Source organism: Dactylosporangium sp. NPDC051541, from assembly GCF_044454505.1.
GTDB lineage: Bacteria > Actinomycetota > Actinomycetes > Mycobacteriales > Micromonosporaceae > Dactylosporangium.
This window is the reverse complement of record NZ_JBITDU010000013.1, coordinates 94,328-112,193: the sequence shown is the minus strand read 5'-3', so window position 1 is coordinate 112,193 and position 17,866 is coordinate 94,328. Positions and strand designations below refer to the sequence as shown.

The 17,866-nt window shown below is 73.4% G+C and carries 17 protein-coding genes and 7 tRNA genes; 9 read left to right on the top strand and 15 right to left on the bottom strand.

Going from position 1 to position 17,866, the window contains the following annotated elements:
- Nucleotides 1-21: 21 nt before the first annotated feature.
- Nucleotides 22-1,161, top strand: a complete 1,140-nt coding sequence (locus tag ACIA8L_RS42045; RefSeq protein WP_395913571.1) for an NAD(P)/FAD-dependent oxidoreductase — start codon at nucleotides 22-24, stop codon at nucleotides 1,159-1,161.
- On the opposite strand, the gene ACIA8L_RS42040 is transcribed toward ACIA8L_RS42045, so the two are convergent.
- Genes ACIA8L_RS42040 through ACIA8L_RS42025 form a run of 4 tightly spaced genes read right to left on the bottom strand, consistent with a single transcriptional unit; the run spans nucleotide 1,115 to nucleotide 4,500 of the window.
- On the bottom strand, nucleotides 1,115-1,954 hold the full coding sequence (locus tag ACIA8L_RS42040) for an ABC transporter permease (protein WP_395913569.1): 840 nt from the start codon (nucleotides 1,952-1,954) through the stop codon (nucleotides 1,115-1,117). The two genes, ACIA8L_RS42045 and ACIA8L_RS42040, sit on opposite strands and share 47 nt — an antisense overlap.
- Complete coding sequence (locus ACIA8L_RS42035) at nucleotides 1,951-2,877, bottom strand: ABC transporter ATP-binding protein (RefSeq protein ID WP_395913567.1); 927 nt, start codon at nucleotides 2,875-2,877, stop codon at nucleotides 1,951-1,953. Before ACIA8L_RS42035 ends, ACIA8L_RS42040 begins: the two co-directional genes overlap by 4 nt.
- Nucleotides 2,874-3,953 (bottom strand): hypothetical protein, encoded by a 1,080-nt coding sequence (locus ACIA8L_RS42030; protein ID WP_395913565.1) that lies wholly within the window; start codon nucleotides 3,951-3,953, stop codon nucleotides 2,874-2,876. Before ACIA8L_RS42030 ends, ACIA8L_RS42035 begins: the two co-directional genes overlap by 4 nt.
- Nucleotides 3,937-4,500, bottom strand: a complete 564-nt coding sequence (locus tag ACIA8L_RS42025) for a sigma-70 family RNA polymerase sigma factor (RefSeq protein ID WP_395913563.1) — start codon at nucleotides 4,498-4,500, stop codon at nucleotides 3,937-3,939. Before ACIA8L_RS42025 ends, ACIA8L_RS42030 begins: the two co-directional genes overlap by 17 nt.
- Nucleotides 4,501-4,545: 45 nt before the next feature.
- Between ACIA8L_RS42025 and ACIA8L_RS42020 the strand changes: the two genes are divergently transcribed.
- Together ACIA8L_RS42020 and ACIA8L_RS42015 are read left to right on the top strand one after the other, a co-directional pair.
- The gene (locus ACIA8L_RS42020) at nucleotides 4,546-5,181 is read left to right on the top strand and encodes a hypothetical protein (protein WP_395913561.1); all 636 of its coding nucleotides are present in this window, start codon (nucleotides 4,546-4,548) and stop codon (nucleotides 5,179-5,181) included.
- A 13-nt stretch (nucleotides 5,182-5,194) separates the two neighbouring features.
- Nucleotides 5,195-8,893: a CHAT domain-containing protein gene (locus ACIA8L_RS42015; protein ID WP_395913559.1), complete on the top strand. Its 3,699-nt coding sequence runs from the start codon at nucleotides 5,195-5,197 to the stop codon at nucleotides 8,891-8,893.
- On the opposite strand, the gene ACIA8L_RS42010 is transcribed toward ACIA8L_RS42015, so the two are convergent.
- Nucleotides 8,841-9,572 (bottom strand): NAD-dependent epimerase/dehydratase family protein, encoded by a 732-nt coding sequence (locus tag ACIA8L_RS42010; RefSeq protein ID WP_395913557.1) that lies wholly within the window; start codon nucleotides 9,570-9,572, stop codon nucleotides 8,841-8,843. The two genes, ACIA8L_RS42015 and ACIA8L_RS42010, sit on opposite strands and share 53 nt — an antisense overlap.
- 18 nt (nucleotides 9,573-9,590) lie before the next feature.
- Here ACIA8L_RS42010 and ACIA8L_RS42005 point away from each other — a divergent pair, with 18 nt between their 5' ends.
- Nucleotides 9,591-9,977 carry a pilus assembly protein CpaE gene (locus ACIA8L_RS42005; RefSeq protein WP_395913555.1) on the top strand — a complete coding sequence of 129 codons (387 nt, stop codon included), beginning with the start codon at nucleotides 9,591-9,593 and terminating at the stop codon, nucleotides 9,975-9,977.
- Nucleotides 9,978-9,986: 9 nt separating this feature from the next.
- Nucleotides 9,987-10,376 (top strand): PPOX class F420-dependent oxidoreductase, encoded by a 390-nt coding sequence (locus ACIA8L_RS42000; protein ID WP_395913553.1) that lies wholly within the window; start codon nucleotides 9,987-9,989, stop codon nucleotides 10,374-10,376.
- A 24-nt stretch (nucleotides 10,377-10,400) separates the two neighbouring features.
- Here the strand turns inward: ACIA8L_RS42000 and ACIA8L_RS41995 are convergent, their stop codons facing one another.
- The 8 genes from ACIA8L_RS41995 to ACIA8L_RS41960 all read right to left on the bottom strand — a co-directional run bounded on the left by ACIA8L_RS41995 (nucleotide 10,401) and on the right by ACIA8L_RS41960 (nucleotide 11,356).
- A complete protein-coding gene (locus ACIA8L_RS41995) occupies nucleotides 10,401-10,703 on the bottom strand; it encodes a hypothetical protein (protein ID WP_395913551.1) in 303 nt (100 codons plus the stop codon).
- A 26-nt stretch (nucleotides 10,704-10,729) separates the two neighbouring features.
- Nucleotides 10,730-10,802 (bottom strand) — tRNA-Leu (locus ACIA8L_RS41990).
- A gap of 47 nt (nucleotides 10,803-10,849) precedes the next feature.
- A tRNA-Thr gene (locus ACIA8L_RS41985) sits at nucleotides 10,850-10,921 on the bottom strand.
- 9 nt (nucleotides 10,922-10,930) lie between these two features.
- Nucleotides 10,931-11,002, bottom strand: a tRNA-Gln gene (locus tag ACIA8L_RS41980).
- Nucleotides 11,003-11,041: 39 nt separating this feature from the next.
- A tRNA-Gln gene (locus ACIA8L_RS41975) sits at nucleotides 11,042-11,114 on the bottom strand.
- A gap of 11 nt (nucleotides 11,115-11,125) precedes the next feature.
- Nucleotides 11,126-11,197, bottom strand: a tRNA-Gly gene (locus ACIA8L_RS41970).
- Between the two features lie 4 nt (nucleotides 11,198-11,201).
- Nucleotides 11,202-11,273 (bottom strand) — tRNA-Glu (locus tag ACIA8L_RS41965).
- Nucleotides 11,274-11,283: 10 nt separating this feature from the next.
- Nucleotides 11,284-11,356: transfer RNA gene (locus tag ACIA8L_RS41960), tRNA-Trp, on the bottom strand.
- Between the two features lie 288 nt (nucleotides 11,357-11,644).
- Between ACIA8L_RS41960 and ACIA8L_RS41955 the strand changes: the two genes are divergently transcribed.
- The 4 genes from ACIA8L_RS41955 to ACIA8L_RS41940 all read left to right on the top strand — a co-directional run bounded on the left by ACIA8L_RS41955 (nucleotide 11,645) and on the right by ACIA8L_RS41940 (nucleotide 15,930).
- A complete protein-coding gene (locus tag ACIA8L_RS41955; RefSeq protein ID WP_395913549.1) occupies nucleotides 11,645-12,742 on the top strand; it encodes a sensor histidine kinase in 1,098 nt (365 codons plus the stop codon).
- On the top strand, nucleotides 12,739-13,404 hold the full coding sequence (locus ACIA8L_RS41950) for a response regulator (protein WP_395913547.1): 666 nt from the start codon (nucleotides 12,739-12,741) through the stop codon (nucleotides 13,402-13,404). Before ACIA8L_RS41955 ends, ACIA8L_RS41950 begins: the two co-directional genes overlap by 4 nt.
- Before the next feature lie 66 nt (nucleotides 13,405-13,470).
- Nucleotides 13,471-14,889, top strand: a complete 1,419-nt coding sequence (locus tag ACIA8L_RS41945; RefSeq protein WP_395913545.1) for a hypothetical protein — start codon at nucleotides 13,471-13,473, stop codon at nucleotides 14,887-14,889.
- 225 nt (nucleotides 14,890-15,114) lie between these two features.
- Nucleotides 15,115-15,930: an MOSC domain-containing protein gene (locus tag ACIA8L_RS41940; RefSeq protein WP_395913543.1), complete on the top strand. Its 816-nt coding sequence runs from the start codon at nucleotides 15,115-15,117 to the stop codon at nucleotides 15,928-15,930.
- 316 nt (nucleotides 15,931-16,246) lie between these two features.
- Here ACIA8L_RS41940 and ACIA8L_RS41935 read toward each other — a convergent pair whose 3' ends face one another.
- A complete protein-coding gene (locus tag ACIA8L_RS41935; protein ID WP_395913541.1) occupies nucleotides 16,247-16,597 on the bottom strand; it encodes a hypothetical protein in 351 nt (116 codons plus the stop codon).
- 431 nt (nucleotides 16,598-17,028) lie between these two features.
- Nucleotides 17,029-17,748 (bottom strand): hypothetical protein, encoded by a 720-nt coding sequence (locus ACIA8L_RS41930; protein WP_395913539.1) that lies wholly within the window; start codon nucleotides 17,746-17,748, stop codon nucleotides 17,029-17,031.
- Between the last annotated feature and the right edge of the window lie 118 nt (nucleotides 17,749-17,866).

The following is a 17,866-nucleotide window of genomic DNA, read 5'->3' as shown; positions in this document are numbered from 1 at the left end:
GGGCGGGCCTAGCGTCGGGTCGTGCGGACGATCGACGTGTTGGTGGTAGGGGCCGGACTGGCCGGGCTGCACACGGCCCGGCTCCTCGCGGCACAGGGACTCGACGTGCTCGTCGTCGACAAGCGGCGGTCCCTGGCCGCGGGGGTGCGGACCACCGGCATCTTCGTCCGGCGGACCCTCGACGACTTCGACCTGCCCGAGGACCTGCTCGGGCCGGGGGTGCGCGACGTGGTGCTGTATCCGCCGTCGCGGCGGGGCCCGATCCGGCTCACCAGCGACCGCGACGAGTACCGGGTCGCGGACATGCCCGGCGTGTACGCGCACGCCAAGGGGCGGGCCGAAGCGGCCGGGGCGGCGGTGCGGCTCGGGGTGCGGTACGACGGGATGGTCGGCGACGTCGTGGCGCTGCACGGCTTCGGGGCGGTACGGGCCCGGTTCGTCGTGGGGGCGGACGGGGCCCGGTCGCGGGTGGCCCGGGACCTCGGCCTCGACGTGAACCGGCGGATGCTGGTCGGGGCCGAGGTCGTCTACCCGGTGCGCACCTCCGGCGGGCGGCCCACGTTCCACTGCGTCCTCGATCCGCGGATCGCGCCCGGATACCTCGGGTGGGTCATCGAGGACGGCCGGCACGCGCACGTCGGGGTGGCCGGCTACGCGCGGGGCATGGCCAGGGGGGTGCGGCACCTGCTCGACGAGTTCGCGGCCACCGCGCCGGGGGTCCATGCGCCGGCCGGTGACGTCGAGCGGCGGGGCGGGCCGATCCCCGTCGGCGGGGTGCTCAAGCGGCTGGCCTGCGCACGTGGGCTGCTGGTCGGGGACGCGGCCGGGGCCGTGTCACCGCTCACCGCCGGCGGGCTCGACCCGTGCCTGCGGCTGTCGGAGTTCGCGGCGGCGGTCGCCGGGGCGTTCGTGAAGTCGGGGGATGTGTCGGCGCTCGGACGGTACGACGGTGCGATGCTGCGCCGCCGGTTCCGGGGGCGGCTGCTGCTGCGGCGCGCGTTCGGCGGGCTGCGCTCGCCGCTGGCGGTGGAGGCGGCGGTGGCGGCGCTGCGCGGGCCCGGCGGGCGGGCCCTGGCCGCGCGCGTCCTGTTCGGGGACGGGTCGTTCCCCGACGTCAGAGGTCACGACGGGCGAACGCGGCTGCGGCCAAGCCCAGGATGACCGATGTCCACAGCGCCGACCAGGCCAGGTAGCCGCCGGTGACCGGGTCGGCGCCCAGGAACGGGTGGCCGGCCATCGAGGCGTCGGCGCCGGTCACGCCGGGGCTCTGCAGCGCGTGCATGGCGCCCCGCCACAGCCCGTCGGTCGGCAGCAGGACCCGCGACACGTCGCCGATGCGGCGGACGCTGTCGTTGTGCAGGACGCCGCCGATGGCCCCGACGACGCCGGCGACCCAGGTCGCGCCGAACAACCCGACCGCCACGACGCCCGACGCCATCGGGGAGATGACGGCCGACAGCAGCAGACCGAGCGTCAGCAGTACTGTCGTCTGCCCGGCCAGCAGCAGGAGCCCGGCGACGGGCTGCGGCGGCCAGTAGCCGACGGTCACCTCGACGATGACGAGCTGGGCCAGGCCGGCGACGGTGACGAACACGCCGCCGAAGACGACCAGGCCGAGCCACTTGCCGAGCAGGACGAGCGGGCGGCGGACCGGGCGGGCCAGGATGGCCAGGGCGATCCCCGACTCGATGTCACCGGCGAGGGTCGGCCCGGCCAGGAACGCGGTGCCGAGCGCGGCGACCAGCGACAGGCCGAACAGGACCAGGTTGAGGATGACCGACGCCGCGATCCGGGCCTCGCCGGTGGTCAGGTCGCCGAACTCGGCGTCCAGGCGGGTGAAGCCCCACGTGCTCAGGCCGAGCAGGAGCACGGTGAGCACGGCCAGGGAGCGCAGCACGCGGCGGCGGGCGGCCTCGTGCAGGGTCAGCCGGGCGATGGTCAGGACGGTGTTCACTGCTCGTCGGCCTTTCCGGCCCGCAGGATGTCCAGCAGGCGCTCCTCGAGGGTGATCCGGCCGGGCTCGACCGCGTGGACCCGCACGCCGAGCGCGACCAGGTCCGCGACCAGCGCCGGGACCAGGGCTTCATCGGGTTCGGCGGGCAGCGTCACGGTGTACTCGTCGCCGTCCTTCGCCACCGGCCCCGTCGCCGCCAGCCGGGCCTGCGCCGCGGCGCCGGCGTCGCCGAGGCGCAGCCGCAGCTCGCGGCGGCCGAGCAGCTCGGGCAGGGTGCCGGCGGCGGCGACCCGGCCGTGGTCGAGGATGACGACGCGGTCGCAGACGCGTTCGACCTCCCCGATCAGGTGCGAGTTCAGCAGTACCGCGACGCCGCGCTCGCGCAGCGACAGCAGCAGGTCGCGCACGTCGGCCCGGCCGATCGGGTCGAGGGCGCTGGTCGGCTCGTCGAGGACGACGAGCTCGGGCCGGGCGACGAGGGCGACGGCGAGACCGAGGCGCTGCTGCATGCCCTTGGAGAAGGCCCCGACCCGGTCGTCGGCGCGGTCGGCCAGCCCGACCAGGCCGAGCGACTCGCGCCGGGCCGACGGCGGGACCGGGTCGCCCGCGAGGCGGACGTGCAGCCGCAGCACCTCTTCGGCCGTGAGCCACGGTTGGTACCGGAACAGCTCCGGCAGGTACCCGACGCGGGCCCGGGCCCTGGGGTCCGCCGCCGGGCGCCCGAGCAGCAGGACCTCCCCGGCATCGGCCCGGACCAGCCCGAGCAGGATCTTGATGGCGGTGGACTTGCCGGCGCCGTTGGGCCCGAGCAGCCCCATGATCTCGCCCCGCCCGACGGTGAACGACACCCCGTCCACGGCGGTCCGGCGCCGGTACCGTTTGCGCAGCCCCGAGCACCACACCGCGGCCGACGGCGCCGTCACCACCGCAGCCCCCGCGCAACCGCGAGGACCTCGTCGGCGGGCATCGACCCGGCGACCGCGGTCACGATCCCCCGCTCGACCCAGAACACGCCGGCCATCGACCCGTCCCGCAGGCTCAGCACCACCGCCGGGGCCCCGTTGACGTCGGCGGTCGAGCTGGTCTCCTTCCCGGACTTCACCAGCAGCGGCAGGGTCGTGCCGTCGCCGGTGAACGACCGCAGCTGGCCGGCGACGGACTCGGGCAGGCCGGGCAGCGACAGCAGGTAGTCGCGGGCGGTGGTGAACGGGATGCCGGACGAGTCCGCGGTCGGCGCGACGACCCGCCCGACGGCGAGGGCCGGCGCCCCCGAGCCCGACGCCCACACCACGGCCAGGCCCGGCCCGGCGGTGAGCCGGAAGTGGCTGCCGTCGAGCCCGGCCGGCGGCGGGGGCAGCGGCCGGCCGGCGGCGGCGGCCGTCCGCGCGGCCTTCGCGGCGGAGAACGTGAACACGGCGCTCGCCCGGTCACCGGCGTAGTACTTCGGCCCGCCGGTCACACCCCGCGGCGGCGCGCTCACCTCGGGCACGGGCAGCCCGGCGACGGCCCTGGCCGCGGCCGCGTCGGGGACCTCGCGGACGCGGGCGCGTTCGGTGAACTCGACGTCCCCGTACGCCGACAGGTCCGGCAGCGCCACCAGATCGGCGGGCGAGACGGTCACCGGGGCGACCCGCTCGGTCCGGAAGATCGGCAGCCAGTTCGTGGCGGCCGCGGCGGTGGCCCCGGTGAGCAGCGCGGCCGCGGCGATCCCGGCCACGACCGGGCTCCGCCAGGCGATCCGCCACCGCCGGGCCCGGGCGACGGTCGCCGCGCGGCCCGCGGGCGTGTCGAGGCCGGCCGCCAGCCGCCGCCACCCCGCGTCCACGTCGACGTCGACGTCCGGGCTGAGCAGGGCGCGGACGGTCTCCAGGTCGTGGCGGGCGGAGGTCAGGGCGGCCTGGCAGGCGGCGCAGGTCGTCACGTGGGCCCGGTCGGTGTCGGCGACGGCGGCCGGCTCGTCGAGGAGGCGGCGCAGCGTGCCGTCATTCGGATGGCGCATGACGGTTCAGCTCCTTGCGTAGGGCCGACTCGGCGCGGCGCACGATCGTGCCCACGCTGCCGGGGGAGAGATCGAGGGCGGCGGCGACCTCGGCGTAGCTCAGACCGCTGTGCCGCAGCACCAGCGCGACCGCCTGCCGGCGCGGCAGCCGGCCCAGGGCGGCGCGGACGCGGCGGCGCTCGTCGCGGGCCACCACGTCGTCGGCGATGTCGGGTGCGACCGCGACACCCGCGGCGGCCTCCTCGCGGGAGGCCCGGCGGCGGCCCGAGCGCAGCTGGTTGAGGGCGGTGTGCGCGGCGGCGACGCAGAGCCAGCCGACGGCCTCACCGGCCGGGACGGCGGAGCGCCCGAACGCCAGGAACGCCTCCTGGGCCGCGTCCTCGGCCTGGTCCCGCGACCCGAGGACGCGGGCCGCGACGGCCACGACCCGCGGGTAGGCGGCGCGGAAGACCTGTTCGAGGTCGGCCCGCACGGCCACCTCGCGCCTCGGCAGACTCGGCACGGCCCGGGCGCCCCTCCACTCCGCGGTCAGCACTTCCTGGTTCACATGTACGTAGCACCGCCGGGCGCGTCTTTGTGACACAGTCTTGCGATGCGCCCCGTCTGGGTCCTCCTCATCGCCTCGCCCGTCATGGTGGTCGTCTCGCTGGTCTCCGGCTGCGCGTCGCCGGTCGGGCCGGTCGCCCTCGCCGTGGTGGTGGCCGTGGTCGTCCGCCGGGCCGTGGCCGGCCGGGAGTCGCCGCTGCTGGTGATCCCCGTGGTCGTGCTGCCCGCGTTCGGCCTCGCGGCGACCGCGATGTACGCGTTCGACAGCTGGCAGCCGGGCTGGCACGCCGTCGGCTACGCCTGGTACTTCGGCGGACTGGCGGTGGCGATGGCCGTCGCCGGACTACTCACCCGGGCCGGCTGGACGGTCTGGGCGTGGATCGCCGGGGTGCTGCTCATGGCGGCCGCCGCCGACGTGGCGGTGGCGCAGGCGGTGTCGCCGGACGATCCTCAGCTCGACCGCGAGTACGCGCTGGTGTGGCTGCCGGCGATGCTGCTGCGGACCTCGTTCGGGCTGGCCCATCCGGAATACATGGAGCGCTTCATCCTGGAGGACATCTTCCCGTTCGACGCCGGGCTGTACATCACCTTCGCCGGCTTCGCGCTCGCCGCTGTCATCGCCACCGCACGGCGCGTAGCCGAGCCCGGCACCCGCCCCGAGGACGTGATCCTGGCGTCCTGACATGATGGCGCGCATGTCGGATTCCGGGTTCGTCACCGTCGCCTACTCCCCCGGCGACGCCGCCCACGTCGATGCCGTCCGGGACCTGTGGATCCTGGTCCGCGCGGCCGGCCTCGACGCGCGGCTCGAAGAACGCGACGGGGTCGACCACGACGTCGTGGTGCTCGAGGCGGACGGGCGGGCTCAGGAAGTACACCTGGGGCAATTGACCGACGAAGACCTGGCGTGGCTGCACAGCCGCGCAGCGGGCGGGACGACGGCCCACGATCTGCACATCGGGGTCGCGGTCGGCGGGGGCCGGGTCCGCAGCACCGTCACCCTCGCCGGGGCCGTGCTGTGCGAGCGGGACGAGCCGCTGCCGTTCGGGCGGGACGAGGTGTGGGAGCTGCTCGACCGGGCCGACGCCGACGCGCGTCTGGCCCGGCTCGGGCAGCGGCTGTCGGCGGCGCTGTTCGACGCCGACGCCCTGGACTACGTGACGGTCCTGCTCAGCGCGGGCGTGCCGGGCACGACCCTCGACGTCGTCGTCGAAGGGGACGGGCCCGCGCACGAGCTGCCGTTCGAGCTGCTGCGCCTCACCGACCAGCGGGTCCTCGTCGCCGTCGACGGGGTGCGGCTGACCCGGTCCGTCACCGGGGTGCGGGTGGCGCGGCCCGAGCCGACGCCGGGGCCGCTGAAGATCCTCGTCGCGGTCGGCGCGCCCGAGCGGACCGACAACCCGCCGCTCGACGTCGAGGCCGAGATGCAGGCCATCGTGTCCGTCGTCGGCGAGGTCGGCCGGGCCGAGATCACCATCCTGGAGGTGGCCGGGGCGGCGGAGATCGCCGACGCGCTGCGCCGCGATGCCTACCACGTGATGCACCTGTCGGCCCACGGCTCGCCGTACGGCGTCGAGCTGGAGGACCGCGACGGCAACGCGGTCGAGGTCAGCGCCGAGGACCTCGTCCGGGCCCTGCGCCGCGGCGGCCGGGCCCTGCCGCTCATCGTGCTGTCCAGCTGCGGCGGGGCCGCCGACGCCGACGCCGGGCTGGCGGTCACGCTGCTGCGCCACGGCGCCGACCGGGTCCTGGCCATGCAGACGTCGATCACCGACTGGTACGCGACCAGCCTGCTGACGAAGGTGTACCGCACCCTCGCCGGGGACAACACGACGGTCGCGGCGGCCGTGGCGCGGGCACGGGCCGAGCTGTTCGACGAGACCTCCGGCAGCCGGCCGCCGCGCCGGCCCGAGTATGCGGTGCCGGCGCTGTTCGCCGCGTCCGACGGTCCCTTGTGGAATGCGGACGCACCGGCGGTACCCCTGCAGAATCCGACGGAACTGCCGACCGGCGCCGGCGTGCGCGAGCTGCTGCTCGGCGACCTCGTCGGGCGGCGCGGGCTGCTGCGCGTCATCACGCAGACGCTGCGCGACGAACTGTCCGGCGGGCCGCTCGCCGGCGGGATCGTGCTCACCGGGCCGGCCGGGATCGGCAAGACGGCCCTGGCCGGGCGGGTCGTGCAGCGGCTGCGCGACGACACCGCCGACCCGTGGACGATCGTCGTGCACACCGGCGCCGGCTTCGTCGTCGACGACCTCGACCGGCTCACCGAGCGGCTGCGCACCGAGCGGCTCCTGCTCGTCTTCGACGACTTCGAGCAGAACCTGACCGTCGGCGGGGACGCGTTCGCCGACCCGGGCTTCGGCGAGGCGTTCGCGGCGCTGAGCGCGGCGGCCGAGCGGGGCAAGCTGCTGGTGACTTCCCGTTATCCGGTACCGTCGGCCGGTTCGCTGGTGCGCATCGAGGTCCCGCCGCTCACCGACGCCGAGCTCGGCCGCCTCCTGCTGCGCCTGCCCGGCCTGCGCGAACTGTCCACCGAGGACCTCACGCTCATCGTGTCCACGGTCGGCGGGCACCCGCGCCTGGTCGAGTTCGTCGACGCGCTGCTGCACGGCGGGGCGCGGCTGCCCGAGGTCACCGAGCGGCTGCGCACGCTGCTGCGCCTGGAGAAGATCGGCCCCGCCGACCCGGGCTCCGCGGCGCGGCAGGCGGTCGCCCTCGGCGCCCAGGACGTGCTGCTCACCGAGCTGCTCGACCTCGTCACCCCGGACGAGCGCGAGGCCCTGCTGCAGCTGGCCGTGTTCCGCATCCCGGTCAGCGCGGCCGACCTCGCCTACACCGTGCACGGCCGCCCCGACGAGACCGCGGCCATGGAGGCCCACCTGGCCCGGCTGCGCGACCTCACCCTCGTCGGCACCGTCGTCGAGCCGTGGCTGCGCGAAGCCCTCACGAAGGCCCAGGGCGACCGCCTCGCCGAACGCCACGCCCGGGCCGCCGCCACCTGCCGCCTGATCGTCGACGCCGGCCGGGCCGACTTCGCGACCGTCCTGGAGGGCGTCTACCACCTCGCCGGCGACGACGACGGCCTCGCCGACTTCGCGGCCGCGGTGCTGCCGAAGCTCTCCGGCGAGGGCACGGTCGCGGCGTTCCTCGGCGACGTCACCGAGCGGCTACCGGCGAAGCACCCCGCCTACCAGGGCTTCATCGAACGGGAACGCGACGCCCTGGAGGCCATCGGCAGCACCGCCGCGGCCGCCGAGAAGGGCGCCGAGGCCGTCCGGCTCGCCGGGGACAAGCTCGAGCTCAGCGCCGCCCTGGACACCCAGGGCCGGCTCCTGCACCGCCTCGGCCGCCTCACCGACGCCCGCCGCGCCTACGAACGCGCCCTCGCCATCGACACCGAACTCGCCGCGGCCGACCCCGACGACGTCCAGCTGCAGCGCAACCTCGGCCTGAGCCACCAGAAACTCGTCCAGGTCGCCCTGGACGACTCCGACCCCGACGGGGCCCGGGCGGCGGCCACGGAGGCGCTGCGCATCCGCCGCCGCCTCGCCGCCGCCGACGCCGACCCCCGGCTCTTCTGGGACCTCGCGGTCTGCCTCGGAACCGTCAGCTTCCTCAACCCCCGCGAGTACCTCGAGGAGGCCCTGGCCATCTGGCGCCGCCTCGGCCCCGACGACCCCGACAACACGGCGCTGCTGGCCAACCAGTTCGACGTCCTCAACGCCCTCGCCGACCTCGACCCCGCCTACGGCCAGGAAGCGTTCACCGTCGCCGACCGGCTCACCGACATGGCCCCCGGCAACCACGACTACCAGCGCAAACTGCTGCAGTCATACTGGCGCCTCGGCGACCTCGACACCGCCGCCGGCGACCTCCGGTGCGCGGCCGGTCACGTCTCCAGCGCCCTGAGCCTGGCCCAGCACCTCGCCGCGGACGACTCCGTCGACGCCCAGCGGGACCTGGCCGCGTCCTACCGCCGCCAGGCCGAGTACGCCGCCGCCAACGCCCAGCCCGAGGAGGTCCGCGGCAACCTCGAACGGGCCACCGAGATCATCGAGTCGCTCGTGCACCGCTTCCCCCGCACCGGCGCCCTGCATCGCGACCTCGCCGAATCCCGCGAACGCCTCGGCGACTGGCTCCGCGACACCGGCGACCCGGCCGCGGCCCGCGCCCTCTACCGCCTGGCCCTGTCCAGCCGCCGCCGCCGCGCCGCCCTCGACCCCGAGGACACCGCGTCCCGCCAGGCCCAGGCCGCCGTCCACCTCCGCCTCGCCGAGCTCGACGAGGCCGCCGGCCACCACGGCCGGGCCCGCCGCCAGCGCCAGGCCGCGGACCAGGTCAGCTCCGATGCGCTATCCCCCACCGCGGACGCCGCGGCGACGGTGGGGTGAGGTCGTCGGGCAGGTCCGTGAACACCGCCGAGTCGTCCCGCGGTGCGTAGTTCTTCAGGGTGTACTCGTAGACGCGTGGTGTGTTCGCGGAGACCCCGAAGTACACCCCGAATCGGTCCGTGGCTTCTAATGCGGCCGCCACCAGGCGGTTCAGGTCGCCCGGGCTCAGCCAGCCGCCGCACCAGGACCGTCCGAGCGGCCGCGGGGCGACACCGCCGAGGCGCAGGGCGATGACCGAGATGCCCCAGATGTCGGCGTAGCAGCGGCCCAGCTGCTCGCCGAGGACCTTGGCCGCGCCGTACGGGCAGCACGCGTGCGGCGGCAGGTCCTCGGTCACCGTGGTGCGCCCGGCGTCGAGGTGCCCGGCCACGGCGTGCAGCGAGCTCGCCAGAATCACCCGCGGGACATTATTGGCGACGGCGGCGTCCAGGATATTGACGGTGACGTCGGCGTTCGGCTGCCGCAGGTCCGGCCACGGCGTGTTCGGGTTCGCCTGCCCGGCCAGGTGCACGACCGCGTCGGCGCCCCGCGTGATGTGCTGCGCGAACGCCTTGTCGGCCAGATCACCTTGCTCGATGCCGGCGCCTTCGCGGATGTCGGTCCGCCGCACCGTCGTATCGAGCTGCTCGAGGTTCAGGTGGCTCGCGACCCCGCCGGCGGCACCCGCCAACACGATCATGAGCTGCATACTAGTTGGATGCTCAGCATCGAACTTGCCCTCGAGCTGCGAGAAGCGGGGCTCGTCTGGCAACCGGCCCCCGGCGACCGCTTCGCCATCCCCGACCGCGACCTCGACGACCAGGCCTTCGTCCTCAGCGACATGATCATCCAGCTGCACGACCGGCCCGGCGGGGACGCGGTCATCGGCTTCAACGGCACCACCGAGTGGGCCCTCGACGACATCTCCCGCGATGAGGCCATCTGGCTGCCGCACGAGCACCAGCCGCGGGCGCTGCTCGGCGCGGCGTTCCTGCGCCTGGAGCGCTCCGGCGACGGCTGGCGGGTCGCCGTCGCCGGCCGGCCCGACTCGTTCGGCGCCACCCCGCAGGACGCGTACGCCCTGGCGGTGCTGCGCACGCTGTAAGGTTCAGGTGTGGATCTTCCTGATGGGCTGCGCGAGCTGCTCGAACACAACAGCCTCTGCTACCTGACGACCCTTATGCCCGATGGCTCACCGCAGATCACCCAGGTCTGGGTCGACACCGACGGCAAGCACGTCCTGATCAACTCGGTCCGCGGCCATCAGAAGGTCCGCAACATCGAACGCGACCCGCGCGTCGCCGTCGCGATCGGCGACCCGGCCCAGCCCCGCCGCTACTTCCAGGTCCGCGGCCGGGTCGTCAGCGTCACCGAGGACGGCGCCGCCGAGCACATCGAGACCCTGGCCCAGCGCTACCTGGGCGGCCCCTACCCGTGGTTCGGGGGCCGCGACCAGGTCCGCCTGCTCATCACCATCGAGCCGGAGCACATCACGGGGCAGTGACGACCGGCGCGGTGCGCAGCCCCGTCACATGGCCGGGAACTGCGCGTTGCGCATGACGTACATGCCGCCGCGCACGTCGGGCCGCCACCCATGCGCCAGCGCGCGCTCGACGACGGCCTTGACGTCCTTCGGCGTCGGATGCCAGGACTCGTCCGTCACCGGCGCCGCGAGGTCGGCCTGCAACACGCGCGACTGCTTGCCGCCGCCCCACACCCGGACCCGCACGACCCGCAGGCAGGCGCCCTCGGACCCGGGCACGTAGCGGACGGCGGTGCGCCACACGAAGTCCCGCGCCCCGACGTGCAACGTGCGCAACCTGACACCCATGGCACGGTCCCCTCGTTCTCTGGTTGTACCCGGAGAGGGAGTCGAACCCCCAGTACGCCGGTTCTGAGCCGACGGCCTCTACCGTTGGGCCACCCGGGCCGGGCTTTGCTGCTTGGCACTTCGCTCACGCGGAGCGCTTTGTCGCGAGCCAACGGGGAGAATCGAACTCCCTCCTCCGGGTTACGAATCCGGTGCACCACCACTCGTGCTGCATTGGCCTGACGCCGCTCCCTCGCATGGACTCGAACCACGCTTCCAGCATCCAGAGTGCTGTGTCCTGCCGACTGGACGACGAGGGAATGTCTACTGTGGACTTGTGTCTTGTGTCCTTTGTGCCGCTCCGGGGGCAGGAATCGAACCTGCGGGTTCCGCGTTCAAAGCGCGGCTACGGCGCCAGCGCCGTACCCCGGAACATCTTCGCGAGCCACCGACGGGAATCGAACCCGTCACTTCTGTTTGGAAGACAGACATGTCACCGTGGACACCCCGGTGGCCGAGTAGCGAGTAGGGGAGTCGAACCCCTGTTTCCGCGCTGAGAACGCGGCGGCCTGACCGCTGGCCGAACCCGCCAAGTCGTGCGCAGGGGTGACAGGATTCGAACCTGCAACCTTCGGTTTTGGAGACCGACGCTCAGCCAGTTGAGCTACACCCCTATGTCGCGGTACGCGTGTCTGGCAGTACCCATGAAAAAACCGCCCTTGTCCCTGACGGGATGGGCGGCTCCGGGGGCCTCGTGAACAGGCCTACCCTTGCCACCGTCCCGGCCACTCGAGGCCCGCGAACAGCGCGGCACCCGGCTCGGGCGGTTGCTGCCCGGCTCCGGTCGCGGTCCACGTCGTCATCGTCCTCGCCTCTCGGTGGGGGTGTCTCGTTCGCTTACACGGAAAACGATACGGGCCCCGCTCCGGGCGGGCAACGCATTAACTGCGTAAGGTCGGGCCATGGGGGACGACGGGTATTCGGCGCGGCTGGCGCCGCGGTGGCGGCGGGTGCTGGTCGCCGGGTCGGTCGTCGTCTCCGGGTCGGTGTTCGCGCTGGAGCCGGCCGTGCTCGGGCCGGTGTGGGCGCGGATGGTGGCGGTGCCGCTGATCGCCGGGCAGGCCGCGGCGCTGTGGTGGCTCGACGGGCATCCGCGGGCCGGGACCGCGGTCGTGTTGTTCGTCAGCGCCTGGTTCCAGGTGCTGTTCCCGGCGTTCGGGCCGGGTGTGGCGTTCGTGGTGCTGTGCACCTACGCGTGGCTGCGGCCGGCCGGCGAGTCGCTGCGGGGCCTCGCCCTGGCCGTGGTCGCGGTCTGCGGGCCGGCGCTGGTGCAGCAGCGGTGGCTGCCGGCCGGGCTGTGGCTGGTCGCGTGCCTGCTCGCGTGGAGCTGGGGTGCGCAGGCCCGGGCCCGCGGGGCGCGGCGGGTCGCGGAGCGGCGGCAGGCGGCCCTGGAGGAGCGGGCCCGGATCGCGCGGGAGCTGCACGACGTGCTGTCGCATACGGTGTCGGTGATGGTGGTGCAGGCGGCCGCGGCCGATGACGTGTTCGACAGCAATCCGGGCCAGGCCCGGGCGGCGCTGCGCCGGACCGAGGAGGCCGGCCGGCAGGCCCTGGCCGAGCTGCGCTGGTTCCTGCGGACGGTGCGCGAGGACGGCGGTCAGGACAGCGGGCCGCAGCCGACCCTCGCGGATCTGGAGCGGCTCGGTGAGTCGGTGACGGCGGCCGGGGTGCCGGTCGACCTGGTGCGGGAAGGTGATGGGGACGTGCCGTTGACAGTGCAGCTGGGGGTGTACCGCATAGTCCAGGAGGCCCTTACCAACGCCCTGCGGCACGCAGCCGGGTCCAGGGCCGCGGTGCTGGTGCGGGTCGACGGCGACGCCGTGCTGGTCCGGGTCCGGGACTTCGGCGGCGCCGGGCCGTCGCCGCACCGCGGCAGCGGGCAGGGGCTCATCGGCATGCGGGAACGGGCGTCGCTGCTGGGCGGGACCCTGCGGGCCGGGCCGCACCCCGACGGCGGGTTTCAGGTCGAGGCGGCGCTGCCGACGGGCGGCCGGGCGTGACCATCAAGGTGCTCATCGCCGACGACCAGGCCCTCGTCCGCTCCGGCTTCCGAATGATCATCGAGGCCCGCGACGACCTCGAGGTGGTCGGGGAGGCCGGGGACGGCGCGGAGGCGGTCGCCCTCGCGGCCCGTACGGCACCGGACGTGGTGCTCATGGACGTCCGCATGCCCGGCACCGACGGGATCGACGCCACCGCCCGGCTCACGGCGGCCGGGGAGCGGCCGCGGGTCATCATCCTCACGACGTACGACCTCGACGACACCCTCTACGCGGCGCTGCGGGCCGGTGCCTCCGGGTTCCTGCTCAAGGACGTCCGGCCGGCGGAGCTGGTCGAGGCGATCCGGGTCGTGGCCCGCGGTGAGGCGCTGCTGGCGCCGGCGGTCACCCGGCGGCTCCTGGACCGGTTCGTGGCCACCGACACGACACCGCCACCGCCGGTCGGGGCCCTCGCCCAGCTGACCGAGCGGGAGCGGGAGGTGTTGCTGCTGCTGGCTCGGGGTGCGGCCAACGCGGAGATCGCGGCCCAGCTCGTCGTGGCCGAGGCGACGGTGAAGACGCACGTGTCGGCGATCCTGCGCAAGCTCGGCGTCCGGGACCGGGTGCAGGCGGTCATCCTCGCGTACGACTTGGGGCTGGTCCGGCCCCGCCCCTCATCCTGAGGTCGCAGAAAATAGTCCAGACCGTGGTCCGACGCCCCCGGGCCCGGAAATTCCTACCTTCATCACATGACCCCGCAGCAGCGTTCCGCGATCCGTGTCGTCGTCGCACTGCTCATCGCCAGCCTGACGGTGAGCGTCAGTTTCGCCCTGCTCACGGTGCTGTTCCGGCACGACGTGCTGGCCTACCAGCTGGCCCGGGACCCCGGCGCCGACCGGGCCGCGCTGGAGCGGACACTGTGGACCCGGCCGGTCCCGATCCTCGCCGTCGCCGTGCTCTACGTGTGGGTGACGCGGCAGCTCCTCGCCGGTGCCGCGGCCGCATACCGCCGGATCCGGATCGTGTCGGCCATGGGTTTCGTCGCCGTGGCCTATCTGTTCCTGACCGCCGAATACCCGGGGTGGATGCGCGGGGTGCAGGGAGTACAACTGACGCTCCTGGCGCTGTTGATCGTCGCTGTGAACCGGCCCGTGATGCGCTCGGCGTTCCCGCGGGTGCCGGACCCGCGGCCGCGCAACCGGAAGGCGGCGTGGCTGCTGGTGTTCACCGCACCGCTGGTCGCCGAGCTCACCCTGGGCACGGTGCCGCTGCGGCTGGCCTGGACCCTGCTGATCTTCACACCGTTGTACGGCGGCGGTGCGCTCCTCATCCGCGAGCTCGTCCGGCGCACCGGCGGCGGCTACGCGAACCTGCTGCTCATGGGTGTCGCCTACGGTGTGGTGGAAGAGGGTTTGGTACTGCAGAGTCTCACCAGTCCGCGCCTGTATCACGCGGCCGACTGGGCGCCGCGGCTGTTCGGCCTCAACACGGACTACACGCTGCTCAACCTGGTGTACCACGCGGTCTTCAGCATCACGATCCCCGTCGTCCTGGTCGAGCTGTGCTTCCCCGGCCACGGCCACGCGCCCTACCTGCGCCGCGGCGGCCTGATCACGACCGGCCTGATCGCGTTGACGGGCGCGGCGCTCGTCCGGCTGACCGTCGTGCCCAACGAGGACCCCGGCTACACGATGCCGCTCGCCGCGGCGGTGTGCTTCGCGGCCGTCGCGCTGGCGGTGACCGTGGTGGCACTGCGGGTACACGTGCCGGGCGCCGCACCACTGGCGCCGCCGCCGGCCCCCGCGGTCGCCGTCGTCACCGGCGCCGGTGCGCTGCTGTTCTTCTTCCTGGTCTGGCCGTTCGGCCACGCGAGCGGCCCGCTGTTCACGCACGGCGGGTGGTCGCTGCTGCCGATGGCGGCCGCGGCGGCGCTCGTGACGACGCTGGTGTACTGCCTGCGCCGCTGGAGTGCGGGCCCGGCCTGGGGTCGTTCGCATCTCATCGCGGCGTGCACGGGGGCGCTGGCGGCGCACAGCGTGTTCGGCTTGGTGGCGCAGGCCGACGGGGCGGTGGACCGGCTGTTCCTGGCCGCGGTTGCGGTGTTGACGGTGGCGTTGGGGACGGTGGCGATCCGCCGGCCGGCCGCCGTGCCGGTACTGTTGGCGTGATGCGCGTCGTGCTGATCGGCGATAACCCGGGCGGCCGGCGTCTGCCCCGCCCCGGCGATTGCCGTGACGGCACGGTGACCGGACGACCGGCCGGCACGCGGCCTGGGGCCCCACCCTCGCTCCTCGTCCACTGTGGATTTTCGAAACACATGGCGCTCGATGCTTTGCCGACTTGGGCCGGCCCCTCGGGGATGCCGCACGGCCGGCCGGTCGACCTGTTCGGGGGTGCGTTTGCGCATCGTTGAGATTCGCCGGTACCCGGTGAAGTCGATGCTGGGCGAGACCCTCCCGGCCGCCGCGGTGGACGCTCGCGGCCTGGCCGGCGACCGGCAGTGGGCCGTCCGGGGCACCGACGGCAAGTTCGGCAGCGGCAAGACGACCCGGCGCTTCCGCCGCATGGACGGCTTGTTCAGGTTCCGCGCTTTCACCGCTTTGCCGGGGCCCGCCGCCGCGCTACTCGGGCCCGACGCCGCTTTGCTGGGTCCCGACAGCGCTTTGTTCGGGGCGGACGGCGCTTTGTCGGGGGCCGGCGACCGGGTCTGGCCTCCGCTGGTGGAGCTCCCGGACGGCCGCCGGTTCAAGGCCGACGACCCGCTGGGCCACCACGCGATCAGCGCCGTCCTGGGCCACACCGTCACCATGACCCCCGAAGCCAGGATCCCGCACCACGACGAGGGCCCGATCAGCATCATCACGACCGCCGCCCTCCGGGCACTGACCGCACTGGGCGGCACCGAACTCGACGGCACCCCGGCCGCCGCGACCCGCTTCCGCGCCAACCTGCTGATCGACACCCCCGAGTCGACGTTCATCGAAGACAACTGGCTGGGCCGACGCCTGCAGGTGGGCCCGAACCTGGTCCTACGCGTAGTTCGCCCTCTCACAAGATGCGTGATGATCGACCTGCCGCAGGAGTCCGCACACACCCACAGCAACTTGCTGAAACTTCTGGCCACGCACCACAACATGGAGTTCGGCGTCTTCGCGACGGTCGAACGCCCAGGCGCGGTGACCCTGCACGACGAATGCCGGGTGCAGTGACGTGATCTCAGCAAGATTGCGGTAGGTATCGGTATTCGAAGTGGGTCAGGTGGAGCGCCGCGGTGACGATGTCGCCGGGTGCGCGGGGCCTGGCGGTGGTGTGGCGTCCGCCGGCGGCTGGGCGGCCGTCGCCGGGGTGGAGCCCTCTCGTTCGACCGATGGCTCCACGCCCAGCTCCGGCACCGCCCGATACCGCCGCTATGCCGATGTCGCCCTTGGAGAAGGGCCATTCTTCGTTGAGATAACGTCAAGAAAAATGGGTAGTGTACTTGATCTCCGGATTTGGGATAATTGATTCATGCGGGGGCAGATGAGCCTATTCGGCAAAAGCGAAACGGCGACGATGCGTGATCGGACCCGGTCGCGGAAATACAGCCCGATGGTGGAAGCGTTTCGCCGTGTGCATCGGGAACAACGCGACTGGGGACTTGAACAACGCCACGCCGCCAAGCTCCGCCGGATCTATGGCGACAATGTGCCGGTGACCAAGGAGGAGTGGCTCCAGGCCCGGGCGGCCCGGCTTGCGCAGGTCGTCGAGCCGCAAGCCGTCGAGCCGCCGGAGCAGGTCGAAGAGCCCACGGCGACCCCGGCGCTTGATGTCGATGTAGTTGCGGATGCCGGCGCCGCTGAGCCGGAATTCGTTGAGCGGACCGGCCCGGTGCGTCATGGGCCGCTGCGGTCGGCGCGTCCGGTTGTTCGCCGGGTGTCGCGCTCGTGGGTGGCCAGGTGCGCCAGGTGCCGGTTGGAGGGGCACCGCGTTGTGGGCTCGGCCGATGGGAACTACCGGGTAGCGTGGTCCGGACCGTAGTTTGGGTGCGGTTTGTTTGGTTGCGGTTCGTCTGTCGGTGCGCGGGCCGTCGTGGTCTTTTTTCGGTGGGCGCTATTCGTGGCGCCTTCGGCGGGGAATGATTTCGGTTGGTGGGACAGGGTGGTCCCGGTGGTGGGACAGGGTGGTCCCGGGGTGGCCGTCACTGTCGGGGTCGAGGATGACGAGGTCCACGCCTCCGTCGAAGTTCGTGTCCTGCCGGCGGGGCTCCTGGGTTACAACCAGCGGCGTACCTCGGACTGGTAGGCGGAGTAGGGCCGGCGTGGCCCGGCTCAGGTCGATGCCGCGGTCGCGGGCAGGTCGAACTCGTCGTTGCGCATGCGCAGTAGGGCGTACCCGGCACCGGCGAAGCCGGCCGCCGCGACCAGCAGCCCGATGCCCTGGCCGACGTGGTTGGGGATGAACGGGTGCGTGAAGCCGCCGACCGCCAGGGCGATTCCGGTCCAGGCCGGAGCGACGCGACTGCGCCACAGAGCGATCCCTAGCAGCCCGAGCCCGAAGACCACACCGACGATGAACAGCAGCCCGGAGACCGCCAGCAGCGGCTCACCCTCCAGCGCGGACTGCAGCGCGCGCATGCTCGGCCGGTCGAGGTTGTGCTCGACGGTCATGTAGGCGGGGGTGAACGGTCCTCCCAGCATGGGGAAGCCGACCATGAAGCCGGTCAGTGCGATGACCGCACCCCAGGTGGTCAGTCGTGGCGCGCCGCGGCGGGTGGCGAGAGCCACCGCGATGGTGGCGGGGATGAGTCCGATCACGAAGATGCTGCTGAGCCGGCTGATGGTGTCGACGAGCTGCTGGTGCGCGGCGAACGCGGCGACGGTGGTGTCGAAGTCGGCGCTTCCCTCGGCCGGGACGAACAGGTAGTAGATGCCTTCGGCGAGCATCGGCACCGGTGTGATGACGGCGAGCAGCGTGCGCCAGAAGCCGCGTACGTCGCGTGGCGGTCTGGTCGTCGTCACCGAGGCTGCGGTCGCGGTGGTCTCGGGCATGGTTGGCGCTCCTCGGTGAGGTGGGGCGTGCGGTCCTGACCAGCGTGCGCCCGGCCGTCGTTGCCCGGCAGATGCGCCGCCACCAGTGCGGCCGGGGATTGTTCCCGGGCGTGGTGGT